Here is a 15,010-nt window from a genome sequence, read left to right on the forward strand (position 1 = left end):
GACAAGGGTGCGCGATGCGTGCCCTTTTTAAGTTGGACAAATAAGACGCGATGAGGGCCTGCGATGGGCGTATGTCTTCCTCTCCGTTCTGGACCCTAAGATAAAGGGTGATGACATGGCGCAAAGCCAAAACATCCGTATCCGCCTTAAGGCGTTTGATTACCGGGTGCTTGATGCAAGCACACAGGAAATCGTCTCCACAGCAAAACGCACCGGTGCCTCTGTTCGCGGCCCGATCCCGCTTCCCAACAAGATTGAGAAGTTCACCGTTCTGCGTGGCCCGCACATCGACAAGAAATCCCGTGACCAGTTCGAGATCCGCACACACAAGCGTCTTCTCGATATCGTCGACCCAACACCACAGACCGTGGACGCGCTGATGAAGCTCGACCTGGCCGCCGGTGTGGACGTCGAAATCAAGCTGCAAGCGTAAGGGAGGCACATAGATATGTTGCGTACCGGTATTGTCGCAAAAAAGATGGGCATGACCCGTCTGTTCATGGAAGACGGAAAGCAGATTCCTGTGACCGTTCTGTCCCTCGAAAACCTTCAGGTCGTCGCACAGCGCACCGTTGAGAAGGACGGCTATGTTGCTGTTCAGCTCGGTGCTGGCAACGCAAAGGTCAAGCGCGTGTCCAAAGCGATGCGCGGTCACTTTGCTGCTGCAAGCGTTGAGCCAAAGCGTAAGCTGGCTGAATTCCGCGTGGCCCCTGACAACATGATCAACGTGGGCGAAGAAATCACCGCCAACCATTACTTTGAGGGCCAGTTCGTTGACGTCGCCGGCACCTCGATCGGTAAAGGTTTTGCGGGTGCGATGAAGCGCCACAACTTTGGCGGTCTGCGTGCCACACACGGTGTTTCGATCTCGCACCGTTCGCACGGCTCCACTGGTCAGTGTCAGGACCCCGGCAAGGTGTTCAAAGGCAAGAAAATGGCCGGTCACATGGGTGCTGCCCGTGTTACCACACAGAACCTGCAGGTCATCAAAACAGATGCCGACCGTGGCTTGATCATGGTCAAAGGCGCTGTTCCCGGCTCCAAGGGTGGTTGGGTCACAGTCAAGGACGCGGTCAAGAAACCGACGCCCGAGAACGTGATGTATCCCGCTGGTCTGAAGTCGCTTGACGACGAAGCCAAGCGTCTGGCCGAGGAAGCTGCCGCCGCAGCCGCCGCTGAAGAGGAAGCAGCCGCAAAGGCCGCAGCCGAAGCAGAGCAGGCCGCACTGGAAGCTGCCGAGGCTGAAATGGCCAACGACGAAACTCCAGAGGGAGGCGAAAACAATGAAGGCTGATGCAATCAAACTTGATGGCAAAGCTGCAGGCTCCGTCGATCTGAACGACGCGATCTTCGGCCTTGAGCCACGCAAGGACATCCTGCACCGCATGGTCCGCTGGCAGCGTGCAAACGCGCAGCAAGGCACGCACTCCACGCTGGGTCGGTCCGAAGTGTCCTACTCGACCAAGAAGATCTATCGCCAAAAGGGCACAGGTGGCGCACGTCACGGCTCGCGCGGTGCTCCGATCTTCCGGTCCGGTGGTATCTACAAGGGTCCAACACCCCGCAGCCACGGTCACGAGCTGACCAAGAAGTTCCGCAAGCTGGGCCTCAAGCACGCACTGTCTGCCAAGAAGGCAGCTGGTGAGCTTGTCGTCATCGACAGCATCGACGTGAAGGACGCCAAGACATCGGCACTGGCCAAAATGGTCGGTTCGCTGGGTTGGAAGCGTGCGCTGATCATCGACGGTGCGGACGTGAACGCGGATTTCGCTCAGGCGGCCCGCAACATCGCAACTTTGGACGTGCTGCCTTCGCAGGGTGCCAACGTCTATGACATCCTCAAGTCGGACACGCTTGTCCTGACCAAAGCAGGTGTCGAAGCACTGGAGGCTCGTTTGTCATGAGCGCGAAAGCAGAACACTACGACGTGATCCGCAAGCCGATCATCACCGAGAAAGCCACAACAGCGTCCGAGAACAATGCTGTGGTCTTCGAAGTGGCCATCGACGCGAACAAGCCGATGATCAAAGAGGCCGTCGAGGCGCTTTTTGGTGTTAAGGTGAAAGCGGTCAACACGACGATCACCAAGGGTAAGGTCAAGCGCTTCCGCGGTTCCTTGGGCACACGCAAAGACGTGAAGAAAGCCTATGTGACCTTGGTCGAAGGCAACACAATCGACGTGAGCACGGGTCTCTGATCCGTAGGGCGGGGGTTAGCTCCGCCTTGACGCAAGAAATGAAGAAGGCCCTCGCAGTGATGCGGGGGCCTTCTCTTTAGTGTGGCTTCTATGCTTAGTTGATTAATTCATTGTAGCGATTTCGCAATCGCTCATGAATCGCCTCGTGCGCGCTGTTCTCGACCAATTCCAAATATTCGACCAAGTCTGAATCGTCGATTGCGATGACAAAGCCTCGATCGTCATTTGCGGTATCTTTGCAGCGCTGGATGAAACGCTGACGATTGTCGATACTTCGGCATAAGAGAAAGCCTAGCTTGCCTCTGTTTGGGGCAAATCGGCCGCAAATCTGATCGAGCTCAGGGTTTGCTACTTCTTGCGAGTAGTTTTTGCACTCGACAAAAATACTATTCGCCCGCGCCGCAGGGCTTTGCATCATTTCAAAAAAGAAGCCTACAGTCGCTGCGTTAGTAAATTTGATATCAATACGCTTTCGTCCTTCATGTATCTCATATTCCTTTATTGGATAGGCCATACTAGGATAAAAAAGGAAAGATAAAATTCCCAAAGTTAGATTGTGGTATGCTGTAGCCTCCGCGTTACCGGGTGGAATTGCCACAAGCTGGTTAATTAGTGCTCTAGCAAAAATTCTTTCATCAAAGTTGTTATGTTCAACGATTCTGGCGAAGTCTTCATTTGAGAGCGGGCCCTCTGACCCTTTCAATGCTTTATATCGTTCTAAGATTTCAGGATGCTCCAAAACGAACTGTGCCAAATCATTCTTAATGAGCGGATGTATCTCCTTAACCGATTTTTTCGTGACGTAGGTAGTCCCGTCCTTGTAGGTCTGCACAAGCGCGGCACCAGCTTGATGATATTCAGCCTTCAAAAACTCTACCATGTGGTGGTTATAAAACTCCTGACTGTTCAACGCCAAGTGATGTCTGACAGATAGCTTAGGAACTAGCAAAATTGGCTTAGTGTTGTACCTAGGAAGCTGCAACGTACTTGCCTGCCAATCCCTTATCTGGGCGTTCCAAACTGGTCCTAAGGTACGCGTTGGAAACGTATCTATATTGTATAGCTTACATTGTTCTGCGGTATAGGTCGCCAACTGGCCTCTAAGTACATTAGTAGTGAGATCTGAGATTGTGTCCGGCCCTACATACCGAACAAACAATTCGGCTTCGGATACATCAGCGAGAATTCCGGTCTCGAAAGCACGACTGTTTATGATGGATTGCGCAATCCGACGAGCCTTTTTTTCTCCGATTGCTTTGCCGTTTGGTTCACCTCTGGATACCCCGAGGAAAGTTTCGTTGGGTTCGTGAAGATTGCTTAGTAGATGGGTCGCGCGGGCCTGATTATCCATTCTCAGAGCATTTAATACTTCTGTGAAGAATGATCTTATCTGATCAATACAAAGGTCAGACCAATCGTCAGACTTGATCTGTATAGCATAGGGGTCCAGATAAAGAGGCGAGTCTCGCGTGAGTTCTATATCGATGAAGTCCAGTTGTGATTGCGAATTCGTAAGACCAAATACTTGGGAAAAACGTGGCAAGTGAAATCCTTTTAGGAAGAAGCTGTTTAATCATAGTAGCGACGCGCAAGCTCTAGTTGCAACTAATGTGTAAGTACAATTTCGAGCGAAGCAATATTGATAGCCAAGTTTGAAGCCTTAAGCGGTGTCACCCCCTTGCCACCCATCCCCACCACAGCTACAAGCCCACAAACGCCAGCCTCGGATTCGTCCGGGGCTGTCTTTTATGCAGGCGTCACGCAAACGGCGCAGGCATCTCCACCCGGGCACCTCGCGTTACAGCAGGGGCCTTTCACATCAGGTTCCGCCCGCGAGGGTAGGGACCGCCAAGCAAACGGAAAGTAGCTAACATGGCACTCAAGTCGTACAAACCGACGACGCCGGGCCAGCGTGGGCTGGTGCTGATTGACCGTTCGGAGCTTTGGAAAGGACGTCCCGTCAAATCCCTTACACAGGGTCTGACGAAATCGGGCGGCCGGAACAACACCGGACGGATCACCATGCGTCGTATTGGTGGGGGCGCAAAGCGTCTTTACCGCATCGTCGATTTCAAGCGGAACAAGCTGGACATGTCCGCTGTTGTCGCACGGATCGAATATGACCCGAACCGCACGGCCTTTATCGCGCTGATCCAGTACGAAGACGGCACACAGAATTATATCCTCGCCCCGCAGCGTCTGGCTGTTGGTGACAAGGTCATCGCTTCCGCGAAGGCCGACATCAAGCCGGGCAACGCCATGCCATTCTCTGGCATGCCAATCGGTACAATCGTTCACAACATCGAACTGAAGGAAGGCAAGGGCGGCCAGATCGCACGCGCCGCTGGCACATATGCCCAGTTTGTTGGTCGTGACGGTGGTTACGCCCAGATCCGCCTGTCTTCCGGCGAACTGCGTCTGGTGCGTCAGGAATGCATGGCCACCGTTGGTGCCGTGTCCAACCCTGACAACTCCAACCAGAACCTCGGTAAGGCCGGTCGCATGCGCCACAAAGGCGTGCGCCCATCCGTTCGTGGTGTCGCGATGAACCCGATCGACCACCCGCACGGTGGTGGTGAAGGCCGCACATCCGGTGGTCGGACACCTGTGACCCCATGGGGTAAGGACACCAAGGGTAAGCGTACCCGTAACAAGAACAAAGCGTCGCAGCGACTGATTGTCCGCTCGCGTCACGCCAAGAAGAAGGGCCGGTAATTCATGGCACGTTCCGTCTGGAAAGGTCCGTTCGTCGACAGCTATGTCTTGAAAAAGGCAGAAGCATCGCGCGAAAGCGGCCGCAACGAAGTGATCAAGATCTGGTCGCGTCGTTCAACCATCCTGCCTCAGTTCGTTGGTCTCACCTTTGGTGTGTACAACGGCAAGAAGCACATCCCTGTGAACATCTCGGAAGACATGATTGGTCAGAAGTTCGGTGAATATTCGCCAACTCGCACCTATTACGGTCACGCCGCAGATAAAAAAGCGAAGCGGAAATAAGCCATGAGCAAGGATAAGAATCCCCGCCGCGTGGCCGACAACGAAGCCCGTGCAAAACTGCGCATGCTTCGCACTTCGCCACAGAAACTCAACCTCGTTGCTGGCCTGATCCGCGGCAAGAAAGTCGAAAAGGCCCTGACGGACCTGACTTTCTCGAAAAAGCGGATTTCGGACGACGTGAAGAAGTGTCTTCAGTCGGCCATCGCCAACGCAGAGAACAACCACAACCTTGACGTAGACGAGCTGGTCGTTGCCGAAGCTTACGTCGGCAAGAACCTGATCATGAAGCGCGGGCGTCCACGGGCGCGCGGCCGTTTCGGCAAGATCATCAAGCCGTTCTCGGAAATCACCATCGTGGTGCGTCAAGTTGAGGAGCAAGCGTAATGGGTAACAAAGTAAACCCCGTCGGCATGCGTCTTCAGGTCAACCGGACCTGGGACAGCCGCTGGTATGCAGATACCAAAGACTACGGTGATCTTCTGCTTGAAGACCTGGCGATCAAGGCATTCATCAAGAAAGAGTGTGCCCAGTCCGGTATTTCCCGCGTGATCATCGAACGCCCGCACAAGAAATGCCGCGTGACAATCCACGCAGCACGCCCTGGTGTGATCATCGGCAAGAAAGGTGCAGACATCGAAGGTCTGCGTCAGAAGCTGGCACAGCTGACAGCAAGCGAGCTGCACCTCAACATCGTTGAAGTGCGCAAGCCAGAGCTGGATGCGATGCTGGTAGCTGAGTCCATCGGTCAGCAGCTTGAGCGTCGTGTGTCCTTCCGTCGCGCGATGAAGCGTGCGGTGCAGAACTCCATGCGTATGGGTGCCCTTGGTATCCGTGTGAACCTCGCTGGTCGTCTTGGCGGCGCCGAGATCGCGCGCACAGAGTGGTATCGTGAGGGGCGCGTGCCGCTTCACACACTGCGTGCCGACATCGACTATGCGCTCTACGAAGCCATGACCCCCTATGGTATCATCGGGATCAAGGTCTGGATCTTCAAAGGCGAGATCATGGAACACGATCCGCAGGCGCGTGATCGCAAATCAGCCGAGCTGCAAGAGGGTGCTATCCCTCGCGGCCCCGGCCGTCGCTAAGGGAGCTAAGATAAATGCTACAGCCAAAGCGTACAAAACACCGCAAGATGCACAAAGGCCGCATCAAGGGTGAAGCAAAGGGCGGGTCTGACCTGAACTTTGGTTCATTCGGCCTCAAAGCGGTTGAGCCTGAGCGTATCACTGCGCGCCAGATCGAAGCTGCCCGTCGTGCCATGACACGTCACATGAAGCGTCAGGGTCGCGTCTGGATCCGTATCTTCCCGGACACACCCGTCACCTCCAAGCCCGTCGAAGTGCGTATGGGTAAGGGTAAAGGTTCGATCGACTTCTGGGCGTGCAAGGTAAAGCCGGGCCGCATGATGTTCGAGATCGACGGTGTGGCAGAGCCCATCGCCCGCGAGGCCCTGCGCCTTGCAGCGATGAAGCTGCCAATCAAGACCCGCACCGTGGTCCGCGAAGACTGGTAAATACGGGGTCGCGCCTTGGCGCGACACCGCGTGCGCGGCAGTCGTTTTCCCTTGAGAAAACGATGAGAGCGACACCACGCCAGAACAATACGAAAAGCCCCCGCTGTTCGCACAGCGGGGGTTTTTTCTTTGCCACTTTTCGAATCCCACAAGACGGTCAGGGAAACCTCACTTGGGAAATGGGAGATATTTGCGCTAGGCTGGGATCATTCCACGAGGGAGATTTCAGATGCGCCGCCTTTTTGCCATGACATTCGTCGCCGCCACTTTGTCCGCCCTTGCGGCCTGCGATGGCCCGTCCGTCACGCCCCCGATTGATTTCGAAGCCGAGCGGTTTGCCGAAGGTGAGCGCCTTGTGCAGAATTGCCGTGAGACGCAGTGCCAGTTGCTCGATCTCGATGGTGCGGACCTCGAAGATTTCACTGACATTTCCGATCTGACGCACGTCAAAATTCTGATGGTCAGCTATACCGGCTTTGATGATCTGTCTGACATCTCTGCGCTGACCGGTCTGACCGAATTGCACATGCGCGGCACCGGTGTCTCTGACTTGTCGGGCCTGGGTGCGTTTCCAAACCTAACGTTACTGCATGCGTCCGATCTGGATGAGGTGACTGATTACAGCCCCATCGGCGGGCTGTCGCGGCTCACTGAATTGTCGGTCGGGGCCGTGCAGGGCAATAGCATCAGCTATCTGTCGCGCCTTTCAAACCTCAAGACGCTGTTGATGGAGTTCGGCCAGATTGACGACCTGTCGCCACTGGCCCGCATGCGCGCGCTTGAAACACTCGAGATAAGCGGGATGGCCGTCTCTGGCGACCTGTCGCCGCTGGCCCGTATTCCAAACCTCAAACAGCTGTCGCTTTACGATATAGCCTACTTTGGCGAGGGCGGCTTCTTTGATCTCATGCAACCGATCGAGGACGCACTGCGCAGCCGCGGCGTGGAAGTCTCCAACACCGCAGCCGTGATCGTTTGCTGACGATCAGTCCTTGGATTTCACAATCGCATAGATCGCGTCCTTGAGCGCCAAGCGCTGTTTGCGCATCTCGACCAGATGATCGTCTGACGTCGGCTCTACGTTGGTCTCGGCGCGGTGAAGCTCGCGGTTCAGGACGTGGTAGTCATCTGTCAGCTTCGCGAAATGGGCATCGGACTGACGCATCTGCGACATGGTCTGCGCAAGGTCGGGAAATTCTTCGTTCAATTCGTGTGGGACGTGGGACATGGTTTTACCTTAGGTCGATTTGCGGGTTTTGGGGTGAAGTGACGCCGCCAGAATGTGGTCGGCATTTTGCACAACGTGGGTGGCTTGCAGCACGATCTTGGGATCGGGCGCTTGGGCCACGGCGGGGTCTTTGTCGGGGTAATCAAGCTGCGACAGGAAATGCTTCATACAGTTCAGGCGCGCGCGCTTTTTGTCGTTGGACCGGATGACAGTCCAAGGCGCATCCGCGGTGTCGGTGTAGAAAAACATCGCCTCTTTGGCCTCGGTGTAATCATCCCAGCGGTCCATGCTGGCACGATCCACAGGAGACAGTTTCCAGCGCTTCAACGGATCAGTCTCGCGTGATTTGAAACGCGCGTGCTGTTCTTCCTGCGTGACCGAAAACCAGTATTTGAAAAGCTTGATCCCGCTGCGCGACAGCATCCGCTCGAACTCCGGCGTTTGGCGCATAAACTCAAGGTATTCGGCAGGTTCGCAAAAGCCCATGACCCGCTCAACGCCTGCGCGATTATACCAAGACCGGTCATAAAGGACGATGTTACCGGACGATGGCAGGTGCTTGATATAGCGTTGAAAGAACCACTGGCCCTTTTCTTCGTCGGTGGGTTTGTTCAGCGCGACCACCTGTGCCGTGCGCGGGTTCAGGTGTTCGGTAAAGCGTTTGATGGTGCCGCCTTTGCCGGCCGCATCGCGGCCCTCGAACAGCATCACAAATTTCTGGCCGGTGTCCTGCACCCAGTGCTGCACCTTGAGAAGTTCCACCTGAAGGGCAGCCTTTTCGGCTTCATAGGCGCGTCGGCTCAGACGTCTGGCATAAGGGTATTCGCCGTCCGCAAATCCGATGATCTGTTCGGTGTGCGGACTGCTGGTTGTGTCTTGCAATTTTGTCGGCATGCATGCCCCCCTTATCAGCGGTGTGCTGGGGGGATCATGGCAGGTGCCAGCCTGTCAGACTTTGATGCAGGTCAAAAAGCCATCCGGCCTGTGGAGCGTGCAATCAGCCCCAGCGATAGTTGAACGACACGCTGATGCGTTCATATTCGCTCATGTTCATGGGAACCTCGTGCCGAAGCCAGCTTTCCCACAGCAGCACATCGCCAACTTGCGGCTTCACATAGATAAACTGGCGCAGGTGCTCTGGCGCGTCGGTAAGGCGTGGCGGGGCGGCCATCATCATGGCAAGGCGCGGGTCCTCGAACTTGATGGCAGAGGTATCGGGCGGCATCTGCACGTAGGTCGTGCCGGAAATCACTGCGTGCGGGTGAATATGCGCGGTGTGAATGCCGCCTTCGGGCAGGATGTTGATCCACAGGTCTTCCAGCTTCAGCTTTTTGTCGCCCAGATCAAAGTGCAATTCCTTGGCGAAGGCCTTCACGTGCTTGTCCAGCGCCTTTTTCAGATCCTTGAAGATCGGAAACCGCCACGGCAGATCCGTCAGCGACGCGTAAGAGGTATATCCGGGAAAAGCGTTCGCCTCGCACCATTCCTGTCCGGCCTCGTCGTCATTGGCGATTACATCGCAAGATTGCGTCAATTCGGCGGCGTCGATGGGTTTGCCGTGGGCCGAAAGGGGCGCATGATAAAGCGGGGTGGTGAAAAGAGGGGTGGTTCTTGGCATTGCCCTATCTTAAGTCCTTTTGAGCAGGTCTTGAGAGGGTTTGCTCACCCAATCTGGCGTCTCAATAATCACAGCTCCCATATCGCTGTCATCCCAGATTGGTTGCTTTAGGTCCAAGTAGAAAAAGTGCGCATTAGCTCCAGTCGAGAGCGGTTTCTCTCGCTGTGTCCCTTCTTTTGAGTACAATACAATCAGGTCTCCTTTTGAAACTTCTTTGAAGGGAAACCAGAAGCAATTTTGTAAATTTGTCGATGGTTGTTCGTCAAACATAAATGACTGTGCAAGCATGTAATCACCGATATCCAGATCCGCGACTATGCGCAGTGTGACCCGTTCTATGCTAAGATTACCAGCACCAATTATTGACCGCAGTTCAATTTTCATCGTTTCACAACTTTTGCAAAGATGCCGGCAACTAGTATCACTGCTCCACCAATTGCAACGGGAGTTGCCAATGTGCTTTCGTTATTACTATAGGCGAGCGCCATAAAAAACGGCCCAATTGCGATACCCCCTGCAGACAGGATTTCGAACCCCAAGTGGGTTTTTATTTTTTCCTCCAGCCGAGCAACCTTTACGGCTTCCGACTGGTATTTCGCTGCATCGCCTTGCGCGATACGTAGTTCAGTGTCGAGGCGATCAAACTCATCCATTACCATTTTTTGAACACCGGGGCTCGACAGTTCGTCTTCGCTAAGATCGCGCCTAAGATTTCGAAATGACTGCCGATGACCCTTTGGTAAATTTTCAGGTGGAATAGCGATATCGGTCGGTCTGCTTGGTTCTTCTGATTCATCGTCATCTACATCATTTGTCATTTACCGATATTCCAACTTTAAACCTGCTGATTGAAGAGATTGCGGCCACGACAAGTTTGCCAGAAACTACTAAATAAATAAAGCGCAAACGCCTCTTTCATTGGGGTTGCCACACACCCCAAACCCCCCTATACGGCGCACTTCAACCACGATCCACCGGGTCAGGGGTGACGCATGTGCGCGGCCCCCCGGTGTATGAGACAAAGGAAAATGGCATGAAAGCCAATGAGTTACGCGATAAGACGCCGGACCAGCTCCGCGACGATCTTACCAACCTGAAGAAAGAATCGTTCAACCTGCGCTTCCAGCAGGCGACCGGTCAGATGGAAAACACATCTGCCATCCGCGCCGCCCGCCGCAACGCCGCACGCGTGAAAACAATTCTGAACCAAAAAGCAGCTGACGCAGCAGGGGAGTCTAACTAATGCCTAAGCGTATCCTCTCCGGGGTTGTCACAAGCAACCAGAACGCACAGACCGTCACAGTTTCGGTCGAGCGTCGCTACAAGCACCCATTGCTTCAAAAGACGATCCGTAAGTCCAAGAAGTATCGCGCTCATGACGAGCAGAACGCATTCAACGTAGGTGACACCGTCCGCATTCAGGAATGTGCACCAAAGTCGAAGACGAAACGCTGGGAAGTCATCGCCTCCTAAGGCGCTGGTCAACAGCATTAATCGAAACCCTAGGGGCCCGGTCGGAAATCGGGACAGACCCTATAGGTCGGGAGAAACCAAATGATCCAGATGCAGACCAACCTGGATGTTGCTGACAACAGCGGCGCGCGCCGTGTTCAGTGCATTAAGGTTCTGGGTGGTTCCCACCGTCGTTACGCGAGTGTCGGTGACATTATCGTCGTATCGGTGAAGGAAGCCATTCCACGCGGTCGTGTGAAAAAAGGTGACGTGCGTAAAGCCGTCGTCGTTCGCACTGCCAAAGAAGTACGCCGTGAAGACGGCACAGCAATCCGCTTTGACAGCAACGCCGCTGTCATCCTCAACAACAACAATGAGCCTGTCGGTACACGTATCTTCGGCCCAGTTGTGCGTGAGCTGCGTGCCAAGAACTTCATGAAAATCATCTCGCTCGCTCCGGAGGTGCTGTAATATGGCCGCCAAGCTGAAAAAAGGTGACAACGTTGTTGTTCTTGCTGGCAAGGACAAAGGCGTCAAAGGCACCATCACATCCATCGACCCCAAGGCTGGCAAAGCTGTGGTTGACGGTGTGAACATGGCAATCCGCCATACAAAGCAGTCCCAGACATCGCAGGGTGGTCGCACACCCAAGGCGATGCCGATCCAGCTGTCGAACCTGGCGATTGTAGATGCAAACGGCAAAGCAACCCGCGTCGGCTTCCGCATGGATGGTGACAACAAGGTGCGTTACGCCAAGACAACAGGGGATGCGATCTGATGCTTGATACCGCAAACTACACCCCCCGTCTCAAGGACCTTTATGCCTCCACAATCCGTGGCACCATGAAGGAAGAGTTCGGCTACAAGAACGACATGCAGATCCCGCGTCTGGACAAAATCGTCCTGAACATCGGCTGCGGTGCAGAAGCTGTCCGTGACAGCAAAAAGGCGAAGACGGCTCAGGAAGACCTGACCACAATCGCCGGCCAGAAGGCCATGACAACAACGGCAAAGAAATCCATCGCTGGTTTCCGCGTCCGCGAAGACATGCCACTGGGCGCCAAGGTCACACTGCGCGGCGACCGGATGTATGAATTCCTTGACCGTCTGATCACTGTTGCCATGCCACGTATCCGCGACTTCCGCGGCGTGTCCGGCAAATCTTTCGATGGCCGCGGCAACTACGCCACCGGCATCAAAGAGCACCTGATCTTCCCAGAAATCAACTTCGACAAGATTGATGAGAACTGGGGTATGGACATCGTAATCTGCACCACTGCGGCAACCGACGCTGAAGCAAAAGCATTGTTGAAAGCTTTCAACATGCCTTTCAACAGCTAAGCGGGAAGGAATTAGATATGGCTAAGAAATCCATGATCGCACGCGAAGTGAAGCGTGAAAAGCTGGTGGCGCAGTATGCTGAAAAGCGTGCAGCCCTGAAGGCGATCATCAACGACAAAGAGAAGCCCGTAGAAGAGCGGTTCAAGGCAACACTTGAGCTGGCGAAACTGCCACGCAACTCTTCGGCTGTGCGTCTGCACAACCGCTGTCAGCTGACCGGGCGTCCACACGCCTATTACCGTAAACTCAAGATCAGCCGGATCGCGCTGCGGGACCTTGGTTCCAATGGCGAAATCCCCGGCATGGTCAAGTCGAGCTGGTAAGGAGCATTAGATATGAACGATCCTATCGGTGATATGCTCACACGTATCCGCAACAACCAGATGCGCGGCAAGGCAACGGTGGAATCACCTGCGTCCAAACTGCGCGCTTGGGTTCTGGATGTGCTGGCTGACGAAGGCTACATCCGTGGCTACGAAAAAGTTGACGGCAAGGACGGTCACCCCGCCCTGCGTATCGAACTGAAGTATTACGAAGGCACTCCTGTCATTCGCGAAGTGAAGCGGGTCTCCAAGCCCGGTCGTCGCGTGTACATGGGCGCCAATGACATCCCACAGGTCCGTCAGGGTCTGGGTGTGTCGATTGTCTCCACCCCAAAGGGTGTGATGTCGGACGCAAATGCACGTGCAGCCAACGTTGGCGGCGAAGTGCTCTGCACCGTATTCTAAGGAGAGCGTAATGTCTCGTATTGGTAAAAAAGCGGTTGAACTGGCATCCGGCGTTTCGGCGTCCGTATCCGGTCAGACCATCGAAGTGAAAGGCCCCAAGGGGACCCGCAGCTTCAAAGCAACAGACGACGTGACAATCTCCGTTGACGGCCAGTCCGTCACGGTTGAGCCACGCGGCAAGTCCAAGCGCGCCCGTCAGCAGTGGGGCATGACCCGCACGATGGTCGCCAACCTTGCCCACGGCGTCACCGAAGGTTTCAAGAAAGAGCTTGAGATCAACGGTGTGGGTTACCGCGCACAGATGCAGGGCAACACCCTGAAGCTGGCACTGGGTTACTCCCACGACGTCAATTTTGAAGTGCCCGAAGGCGTGACGGTGACTGCTCCCAAGCAGACCCAGATCGTTGTGGAAGGTATCGACCAACAGCTTGTCGGTCAGGTCGCGGCGAACATCCGCGCTTGGCGTAAGCCAGAGCCCTATAAGGGCAAAGGCATCAAGTATGTGGACGAGTATATCTTCCGCAAAGAAGGCAAGAAGAAGTAAGGACACGCATTATGGCAAACAGCAAAAGAAACCTGTTTCTGAAGCGCCGCATGCGCGTCCGGAACAAGCTCAAGAAGGTCACAGCAAACGTGGGTCGTCCCCGTTTGTCCGTGCACCGCTCCAACAAGAACATCAGCGTCCAGTTGATCGACGATGTGAACGGCGTGACAATCGCCTCCGCGTCCTCGCTCGAGAAAGATCTGGGCGTGGTCGGCAAGAACAACATCGAAGCCGCTGCCAAGGTGGGTGCTGCAATCGCAGAACGCGCCAAGAAAGCTGGCGTCGAAGTTGCTTATTTCGACCGTGGTGGCTTCCTGTTCCACGGCAAAGTGAAGGCTCTGGCCGACGCAGCCCGTGAAGGTGGCTTGAAAGTCTAAGACAGCGCAAGGCGCGGGTGGGCAACCCCTCGCGCCTTCGATGATCCGGGCGCATCCGCGCACTGGGATCGGATAAACGGGGTCAGTTGACCCACATCATAAGGACTGCATCAATGGCAGAACGTGAAAACCGCGGCCGTGGCCGCAACCGCGAAGAGCAGACACCTGAGTTTCAGGACCGTCTTGTCGCGATCAACCGTGTTTCGAAGACAGTAAAAGGCGGTAAGCGCTTTGGTTTTGCAGCCCTTGTGGTTGTAGGTGACCAAAAAGGCCGCGTCGGTTTCGGCAAAGGTAAAGCGAAAGAAGTCCCTGAGGCGATCCGCAAAGCCACAGAGCAGGCCAAGCGTCAGATGATCCGCGTCGCCCTGCGCGACGGCCGCACACTGCACCACGACATCGAGGGCCGCCACGGTGCGGGCCGCGTTGTGATGCGCACAGCACCAGTTGGTACCGGTATCATCGCCGGTGGTCCAATGCGTGCCGTATTCGAGATGCTGGGCGTGCAGGACGTTGTGTCCAAGTCCATCGGCTCGGCCAACCCTTACAACATGATCCGCGCAACGCTGAACGGCCTCAAGGCCGAGCAGTCCCCGCGTAACGTCGCACAGCGCCGTGGCAAGAAAGTCGCTGACATTCTGCCAAAGCGTGATGTCGTGGATGAGCAGACCGACGTGGCGCACAACGCCCCCGTCGCCGAAGCCACCGCAGACGCGTAAACAGGAGTAGATGACAATGGCTAAAACAATCGTCGTCAAGCAGGTGGGCTCGCCCATCCGCCGCCCCGCCAAACAGCGTGCAACGCTGATCGGTCTGGGCCTGAACAAAATGAACCGCACCCGCGAGCTGGAAGACACACCTTCCGTCCGCGGCATGGTGAACTCGGTCAGCCACATGGTCGAGATCATCGAAGAAAAAGGCTAAGGCTTTTTTCCCGTATCAACTGATCCGGATCGCGATTTTTAGAAACGCCTCGCAGCCATGCTGCGGGGCGTTTTTGCTTTGGCGGTCTGCC

27 protein-coding genes are annotated in these 15,010 nt (G+C 55.2%); 21 read left to right on the forward strand and 6 right to left on the reverse strand.

Annotated features, from left to right (window positions below; all coding sequences use genetic code 11):
- The first annotated feature begins 115 nt into the window (after positions 1 to 115).
- Genes rpsJ through V8J84_RS15590 form a run of 4 tightly spaced genes read left to right on the forward strand, consistent with a single transcriptional unit; the run spans position 116 to position 2,197 of the window.
- Positions 116 to 433: a 30S ribosomal protein S10 gene (gene rpsJ / locus V8J84_RS15575; protein WP_339932832.1), complete on the forward strand. Its 318-nt coding sequence runs from the start codon at positions 116 to 118 to the stop codon at positions 431 to 433.
- 15 nt (positions 434 to 448) lie between these two features.
- A complete protein-coding gene (rplC, locus tag V8J84_RS15580; RefSeq protein ID WP_339932834.1) occupies positions 449 to 1,294 on the forward strand; it encodes a 50S ribosomal protein L3 in 846 nt (281 codons plus the stop codon).
- On the forward strand, positions 1,284 to 1,904 hold the full coding sequence (gene rplD / locus V8J84_RS15585) for a 50S ribosomal protein L4 (RefSeq protein WP_339932836.1): 621 nt from the start codon (positions 1,284 to 1,286) through the stop codon (positions 1,902 to 1,904). Before rplC ends, rplD begins: the two co-directional genes overlap by 11 nt.
- A complete protein-coding gene (locus V8J84_RS15590; RefSeq protein ID WP_339932838.1) occupies positions 1,901 to 2,197 on the forward strand; it encodes a 50S ribosomal protein L23 in 297 nt (98 codons plus the stop codon). Before rplD ends, V8J84_RS15590 begins: the two co-directional genes overlap by 4 nt.
- A 94-nt stretch (positions 2,198 to 2,291) precedes the next feature.
- Here V8J84_RS15590 and V8J84_RS15595 read toward each other — a convergent pair whose 3' ends face one another.
- Positions 2,292 to 3,740: a hypothetical protein gene (locus V8J84_RS15595; protein WP_339932840.1), complete on the reverse strand. Its 1,449-nt coding sequence runs from the start codon at positions 3,738 to 3,740 to the stop codon at positions 2,292 to 2,294.
- 329 nt (positions 3,741 to 4,069) lie between these two features.
- On the opposite strand from V8J84_RS15595, the gene rplB reads away from it, so the two are divergent.
- The 6 genes from rplB (at position 4,070) to V8J84_RS15625 (ending at position 7,692) form a co-directional block, all read left to right on the forward strand.
- Positions 4,070 to 4,912, forward strand: a complete 843-nt coding sequence (gene rplB, locus V8J84_RS15600; protein ID WP_339932842.1) for a 50S ribosomal protein L2 — start codon at positions 4,070 to 4,072, stop codon at positions 4,910 to 4,912.
- Positions 4,913 to 4,915: 3 nt separating this feature from the next.
- Positions 4,916 to 5,194 carry a 30S ribosomal protein S19 gene (rpsS, locus tag V8J84_RS15605; RefSeq protein ID WP_339932844.1) on the forward strand — a complete coding sequence of 93 codons (279 nt, stop codon included), beginning with the start codon at positions 4,916 to 4,918 and terminating at the stop codon, positions 5,192 to 5,194.
- Positions 5,195 to 5,197: 3 nt separating this feature from the next.
- On the forward strand, positions 5,198 to 5,578 hold the full coding sequence (gene rplV / locus V8J84_RS15610; protein ID WP_339932846.1) for a 50S ribosomal protein L22: 381 nt from the start codon (positions 5,198 to 5,200) through the stop codon (positions 5,576 to 5,578).
- Positions 5,578 to 6,282: a 30S ribosomal protein S3 gene (gene rpsC, locus V8J84_RS15615; protein WP_339932848.1), complete on the forward strand. Its 705-nt coding sequence runs from the start codon at positions 5,578 to 5,580 to the stop codon at positions 6,280 to 6,282. The genes rplV and rpsC overlap by 1 nt, the downstream gene beginning before the upstream one ends.
- A gap of 14 nt (positions 6,283 to 6,296) precedes the next feature.
- Positions 6,297 to 6,710 carry a 50S ribosomal protein L16 gene (rplP, locus tag V8J84_RS15620; protein ID WP_339932850.1) on the forward strand — a complete coding sequence of 138 codons (414 nt, stop codon included), beginning with the start codon at positions 6,297 to 6,299 and terminating at the stop codon, positions 6,708 to 6,710.
- 229 nt (positions 6,711 to 6,939) lie between these two features.
- Positions 6,940 to 7,692, forward strand: coding sequence for a leucine-rich repeat domain-containing protein (locus tag V8J84_RS15625; protein WP_339932852.1), 753 nt, complete (start codon positions 6,940 to 6,942; stop codon positions 7,690 to 7,692).
- Between the two features lie 3 nt (positions 7,693 to 7,695).
- Here V8J84_RS15625 and V8J84_RS15630 read toward each other — a convergent pair whose 3' ends face one another.
- From V8J84_RS15630 to V8J84_RS15650, 5 genes are all read right to left on the reverse strand, one after another.
- A complete protein-coding gene (locus V8J84_RS15630; RefSeq protein ID WP_339932854.1) occupies positions 7,696 to 7,938 on the reverse strand; it encodes a YdcH family protein in 243 nt (80 codons plus the stop codon).
- Positions 7,939 to 7,947: 9 nt separating this feature from the next.
- The gene (gene ppk2, locus V8J84_RS15635; protein ID WP_339932856.1) at positions 7,948 to 8,832 is read right to left on the reverse strand and encodes a polyphosphate kinase 2; all 885 of its coding nucleotides are present in this window, start codon (positions 8,830 to 8,832) and stop codon (positions 7,948 to 7,950) included.
- Between the two features lie 103 nt (positions 8,833 to 8,935).
- Complete coding sequence (locus V8J84_RS15640) at positions 8,936 to 9,556, reverse strand: TIGR02466 family protein (protein ID WP_339932858.1); 621 nt, start codon at positions 9,554 to 9,556, stop codon at positions 8,936 to 8,938.
- Positions 9,557 to 9,565: 9 nt separating this feature from the next.
- The gene (locus V8J84_RS15645) at positions 9,566 to 9,940 is read right to left on the reverse strand and encodes a hypothetical protein (protein ID WP_339932860.1); all 375 of its coding nucleotides are present in this window, start codon (positions 9,938 to 9,940) and stop codon (positions 9,566 to 9,568) included.
- On the reverse strand, positions 9,937 to 10,374 hold the full coding sequence (locus tag V8J84_RS15650) for a hypothetical protein (protein ID WP_339932862.1): 438 nt from the start codon (positions 10,372 to 10,374) through the stop codon (positions 9,937 to 9,939). The genes V8J84_RS15645 and V8J84_RS15650 overlap by 4 nt, the downstream gene beginning before the upstream one ends.
- Positions 10,375 to 10,589: 215 nt before the next feature.
- Here V8J84_RS15650 and rpmC point away from each other — a divergent pair, with 215 nt between their 5' ends.
- From rpmC to rpmD, 11 genes are all read left to right on the forward strand, one after another.
- Positions 10,590 to 10,799, forward strand: a complete 210-nt coding sequence (gene rpmC, locus V8J84_RS15655; protein WP_339932864.1) for a 50S ribosomal protein L29 — start codon at positions 10,590 to 10,592, stop codon at positions 10,797 to 10,799.
- Complete coding sequence (rpsQ, locus tag V8J84_RS15660; RefSeq protein ID WP_339932866.1) at positions 10,799 to 11,029, forward strand: 30S ribosomal protein S17; 231 nt, start codon at positions 10,799 to 10,801, stop codon at positions 11,027 to 11,029. The genes rpmC and rpsQ overlap by 1 nt, the downstream gene beginning before the upstream one ends.
- An 81-nt stretch (positions 11,030 to 11,110) precedes the next feature.
- Entirely contained in the window at positions 11,111 to 11,479 is a 369-nt protein-coding gene (gene rplN / locus V8J84_RS15665; protein WP_339932868.1) for a 50S ribosomal protein L14, read from the forward strand.
- A 1-nt stretch (position 11,480) separates the two neighbouring features.
- Positions 11,481 to 11,786, forward strand: a complete 306-nt coding sequence (gene rplX / locus V8J84_RS15670) for a 50S ribosomal protein L24 (RefSeq protein WP_339932870.1) — start codon at positions 11,481 to 11,483, stop codon at positions 11,784 to 11,786.
- Positions 11,786 to 12,349, forward strand: a complete 564-nt coding sequence (gene rplE / locus V8J84_RS15675) for a 50S ribosomal protein L5 (protein ID WP_339932872.1) — start codon at positions 11,786 to 11,788, stop codon at positions 12,347 to 12,349. The genes rplX and rplE overlap by 1 nt, the downstream gene beginning before the upstream one ends.
- Before the next feature lie 17 nt (positions 12,350 to 12,366).
- A complete protein-coding gene (rpsN, locus tag V8J84_RS15680) occupies positions 12,367 to 12,672 on the forward strand; it encodes a 30S ribosomal protein S14 (RefSeq protein ID WP_339932874.1) in 306 nt (101 codons plus the stop codon).
- A 12-nt stretch (positions 12,673 to 12,684) separates the two neighbouring features.
- On the forward strand, positions 12,685 to 13,077 hold the full coding sequence (gene rpsH, locus V8J84_RS15685) for a 30S ribosomal protein S8 (protein ID WP_339932877.1): 393 nt from the start codon (positions 12,685 to 12,687) through the stop codon (positions 13,075 to 13,077).
- 10 nt (positions 13,078 to 13,087) lie between these two features.
- Positions 13,088 to 13,621 carry a 50S ribosomal protein L6 gene (gene rplF / locus V8J84_RS15690; RefSeq protein ID WP_339932879.1) on the forward strand — a complete coding sequence of 178 codons (534 nt, stop codon included), beginning with the start codon at positions 13,088 to 13,090 and terminating at the stop codon, positions 13,619 to 13,621.
- Positions 13,622 to 13,632: 11 nt separating this feature from the next.
- Positions 13,633 to 13,998 (forward strand): 50S ribosomal protein L18, encoded by a 366-nt coding sequence (rplR, locus tag V8J84_RS15695; RefSeq protein WP_339932881.1) that lies wholly within the window; start codon positions 13,633 to 13,635, stop codon positions 13,996 to 13,998.
- Between the two features lie 113 nt (positions 13,999 to 14,111).
- The gene (gene rpsE, locus V8J84_RS15700) at positions 14,112 to 14,714 is read left to right on the forward strand and encodes a 30S ribosomal protein S5 (RefSeq protein ID WP_339932883.1); all 603 of its coding nucleotides are present in this window, start codon (positions 14,112 to 14,114) and stop codon (positions 14,712 to 14,714) included.
- Positions 14,715 to 14,730: 16 nt separating this feature from the next.
- Complete coding sequence (gene rpmD / locus V8J84_RS15705; protein ID WP_339932885.1) at positions 14,731 to 14,919, forward strand: 50S ribosomal protein L30; 189 nt, start codon at positions 14,731 to 14,733, stop codon at positions 14,917 to 14,919.
- The last annotated feature ends 91 nt before the right edge of the window (positions 14,920 to 15,010 follow it).

The organism is Yoonia sp. 208BN28-4, assembly GCF_037543925.1.
In the GTDB taxonomy this organism is placed as follows: domain Bacteria; phylum Pseudomonadota; class Alphaproteobacteria; order Rhodobacterales; family Rhodobacteraceae; genus Yoonia.

Bases quoted from the DNA above. Each gene is read 5' to 3' on its own strand.
- rpsJ (WP_339932832.1), top strand. From the start codon at position 116: ATGGCGCAAAGCCAAAACATCCGTATCCGCCTTAAGGCGTTTGATTAC.
- rplC (WP_339932834.1), top strand. From the start codon at position 449: ATGTTGCGTACCGGTATTGTCGCAAAAAAGATGGGCATGACCCGTCTG.
- rplD (WP_339932836.1), top strand. From the start codon at position 1,284: ATGAAGGCTGATGCAATCAAACTTGATGGCAAAGCTGCAGGCTCCGTC.
- V8J84_RS15590 (WP_339932838.1), top strand. From the start codon at position 1,901: ATGAGCGCGAAAGCAGAACACTACGACGTGATCCGCAAGCCGATCATC.
- rplB (WP_339932842.1), top strand. From the start codon at position 4,070: ATGGCACTCAAGTCGTACAAACCGACGACGCCGGGCCAGCGTGGGCTG.
- rpsS (WP_339932844.1), top strand. From the start codon at position 4,916: ATGGCACGTTCCGTCTGGAAAGGTCCGTTCGTCGACAGCTATGTCTTG.
- rplV (WP_339932846.1), top strand. From the start codon at position 5,198: ATGAGCAAGGATAAGAATCCCCGCCGCGTGGCCGACAACGAAGCCCGT.
- rpsC (WP_339932848.1), top strand. From the start codon at position 5,578: ATGGGTAACAAAGTAAACCCCGTCGGCATGCGTCTTCAGGTCAACCGG.
- rplP (WP_339932850.1), top strand. From the start codon at position 6,297: ATGCTACAGCCAAAGCGTACAAAACACCGCAAGATGCACAAAGGCCGC.
- V8J84_RS15625 (WP_339932852.1), top strand. From the start codon at position 6,940: ATGCGCCGCCTTTTTGCCATGACATTCGTCGCCGCCACTTTGTCCGCC.
- V8J84_RS15630 (WP_339932854.1), bottom strand. From the start codon at position 7,938: ATGTCCCACGTCCCACACGAATTGAACGAAGAATTTCCCGACCTTGCG.
- ppk2 (WP_339932856.1), bottom strand. From the start codon at position 8,832: ATGCCGACAAAATTGCAAGACACAACCAGCAGTCCGCACACCGAACAG.
- V8J84_RS15640 (WP_339932858.1), bottom strand. From the start codon at position 9,556: ATGCCAAGAACCACCCCTCTTTTCACCACCCCGCTTTATCATGCGCCC.
- V8J84_RS15645 (WP_339932860.1), bottom strand. From the start codon at position 9,940: ATGAAAATTGAACTGCGGTCAATAATTGGTGCTGGTAATCTTAGCATA.
- V8J84_RS15650 (WP_339932862.1), bottom strand. From the start codon at position 10,374: ATGACAAATGATGTAGATGACGATGAATCAGAAGAACCAAGCAGACCG.
- rpmC (WP_339932864.1), top strand. From the start codon at position 10,590: ATGAAAGCCAATGAGTTACGCGATAAGACGCCGGACCAGCTCCGCGAC.
- rpsQ (WP_339932866.1), top strand. From the start codon at position 10,799: ATGCCTAAGCGTATCCTCTCCGGGGTTGTCACAAGCAACCAGAACGCA.
- rplN (WP_339932868.1), top strand. From the start codon at position 11,111: ATGATCCAGATGCAGACCAACCTGGATGTTGCTGACAACAGCGGCGCG.
- rplX (WP_339932870.1), top strand. From the start codon at position 11,481: ATGGCCGCCAAGCTGAAAAAAGGTGACAACGTTGTTGTTCTTGCTGGC.
- rplE (WP_339932872.1), top strand. From the start codon at position 11,786: ATGCTTGATACCGCAAACTACACCCCCCGTCTCAAGGACCTTTATGCC.
- rpsN (WP_339932874.1), top strand. From the start codon at position 12,367: ATGGCTAAGAAATCCATGATCGCACGCGAAGTGAAGCGTGAAAAGCTG.
- rpsH (WP_339932877.1), top strand. From the start codon at position 12,685: ATGAACGATCCTATCGGTGATATGCTCACACGTATCCGCAACAACCAG.
- rplF (WP_339932879.1), top strand. From the start codon at position 13,088: ATGTCTCGTATTGGTAAAAAAGCGGTTGAACTGGCATCCGGCGTTTCG.
- rplR (WP_339932881.1), top strand. From the start codon at position 13,633: ATGGCAAACAGCAAAAGAAACCTGTTTCTGAAGCGCCGCATGCGCGTC.
- rpsE (WP_339932883.1), top strand. From the start codon at position 14,112: ATGGCAGAACGTGAAAACCGCGGCCGTGGCCGCAACCGCGAAGAGCAG.
- rpmD (WP_339932885.1), top strand. From the start codon at position 14,731: ATGGCTAAAACAATCGTCGTCAAGCAGGTGGGCTCGCCCATCCGCCGC.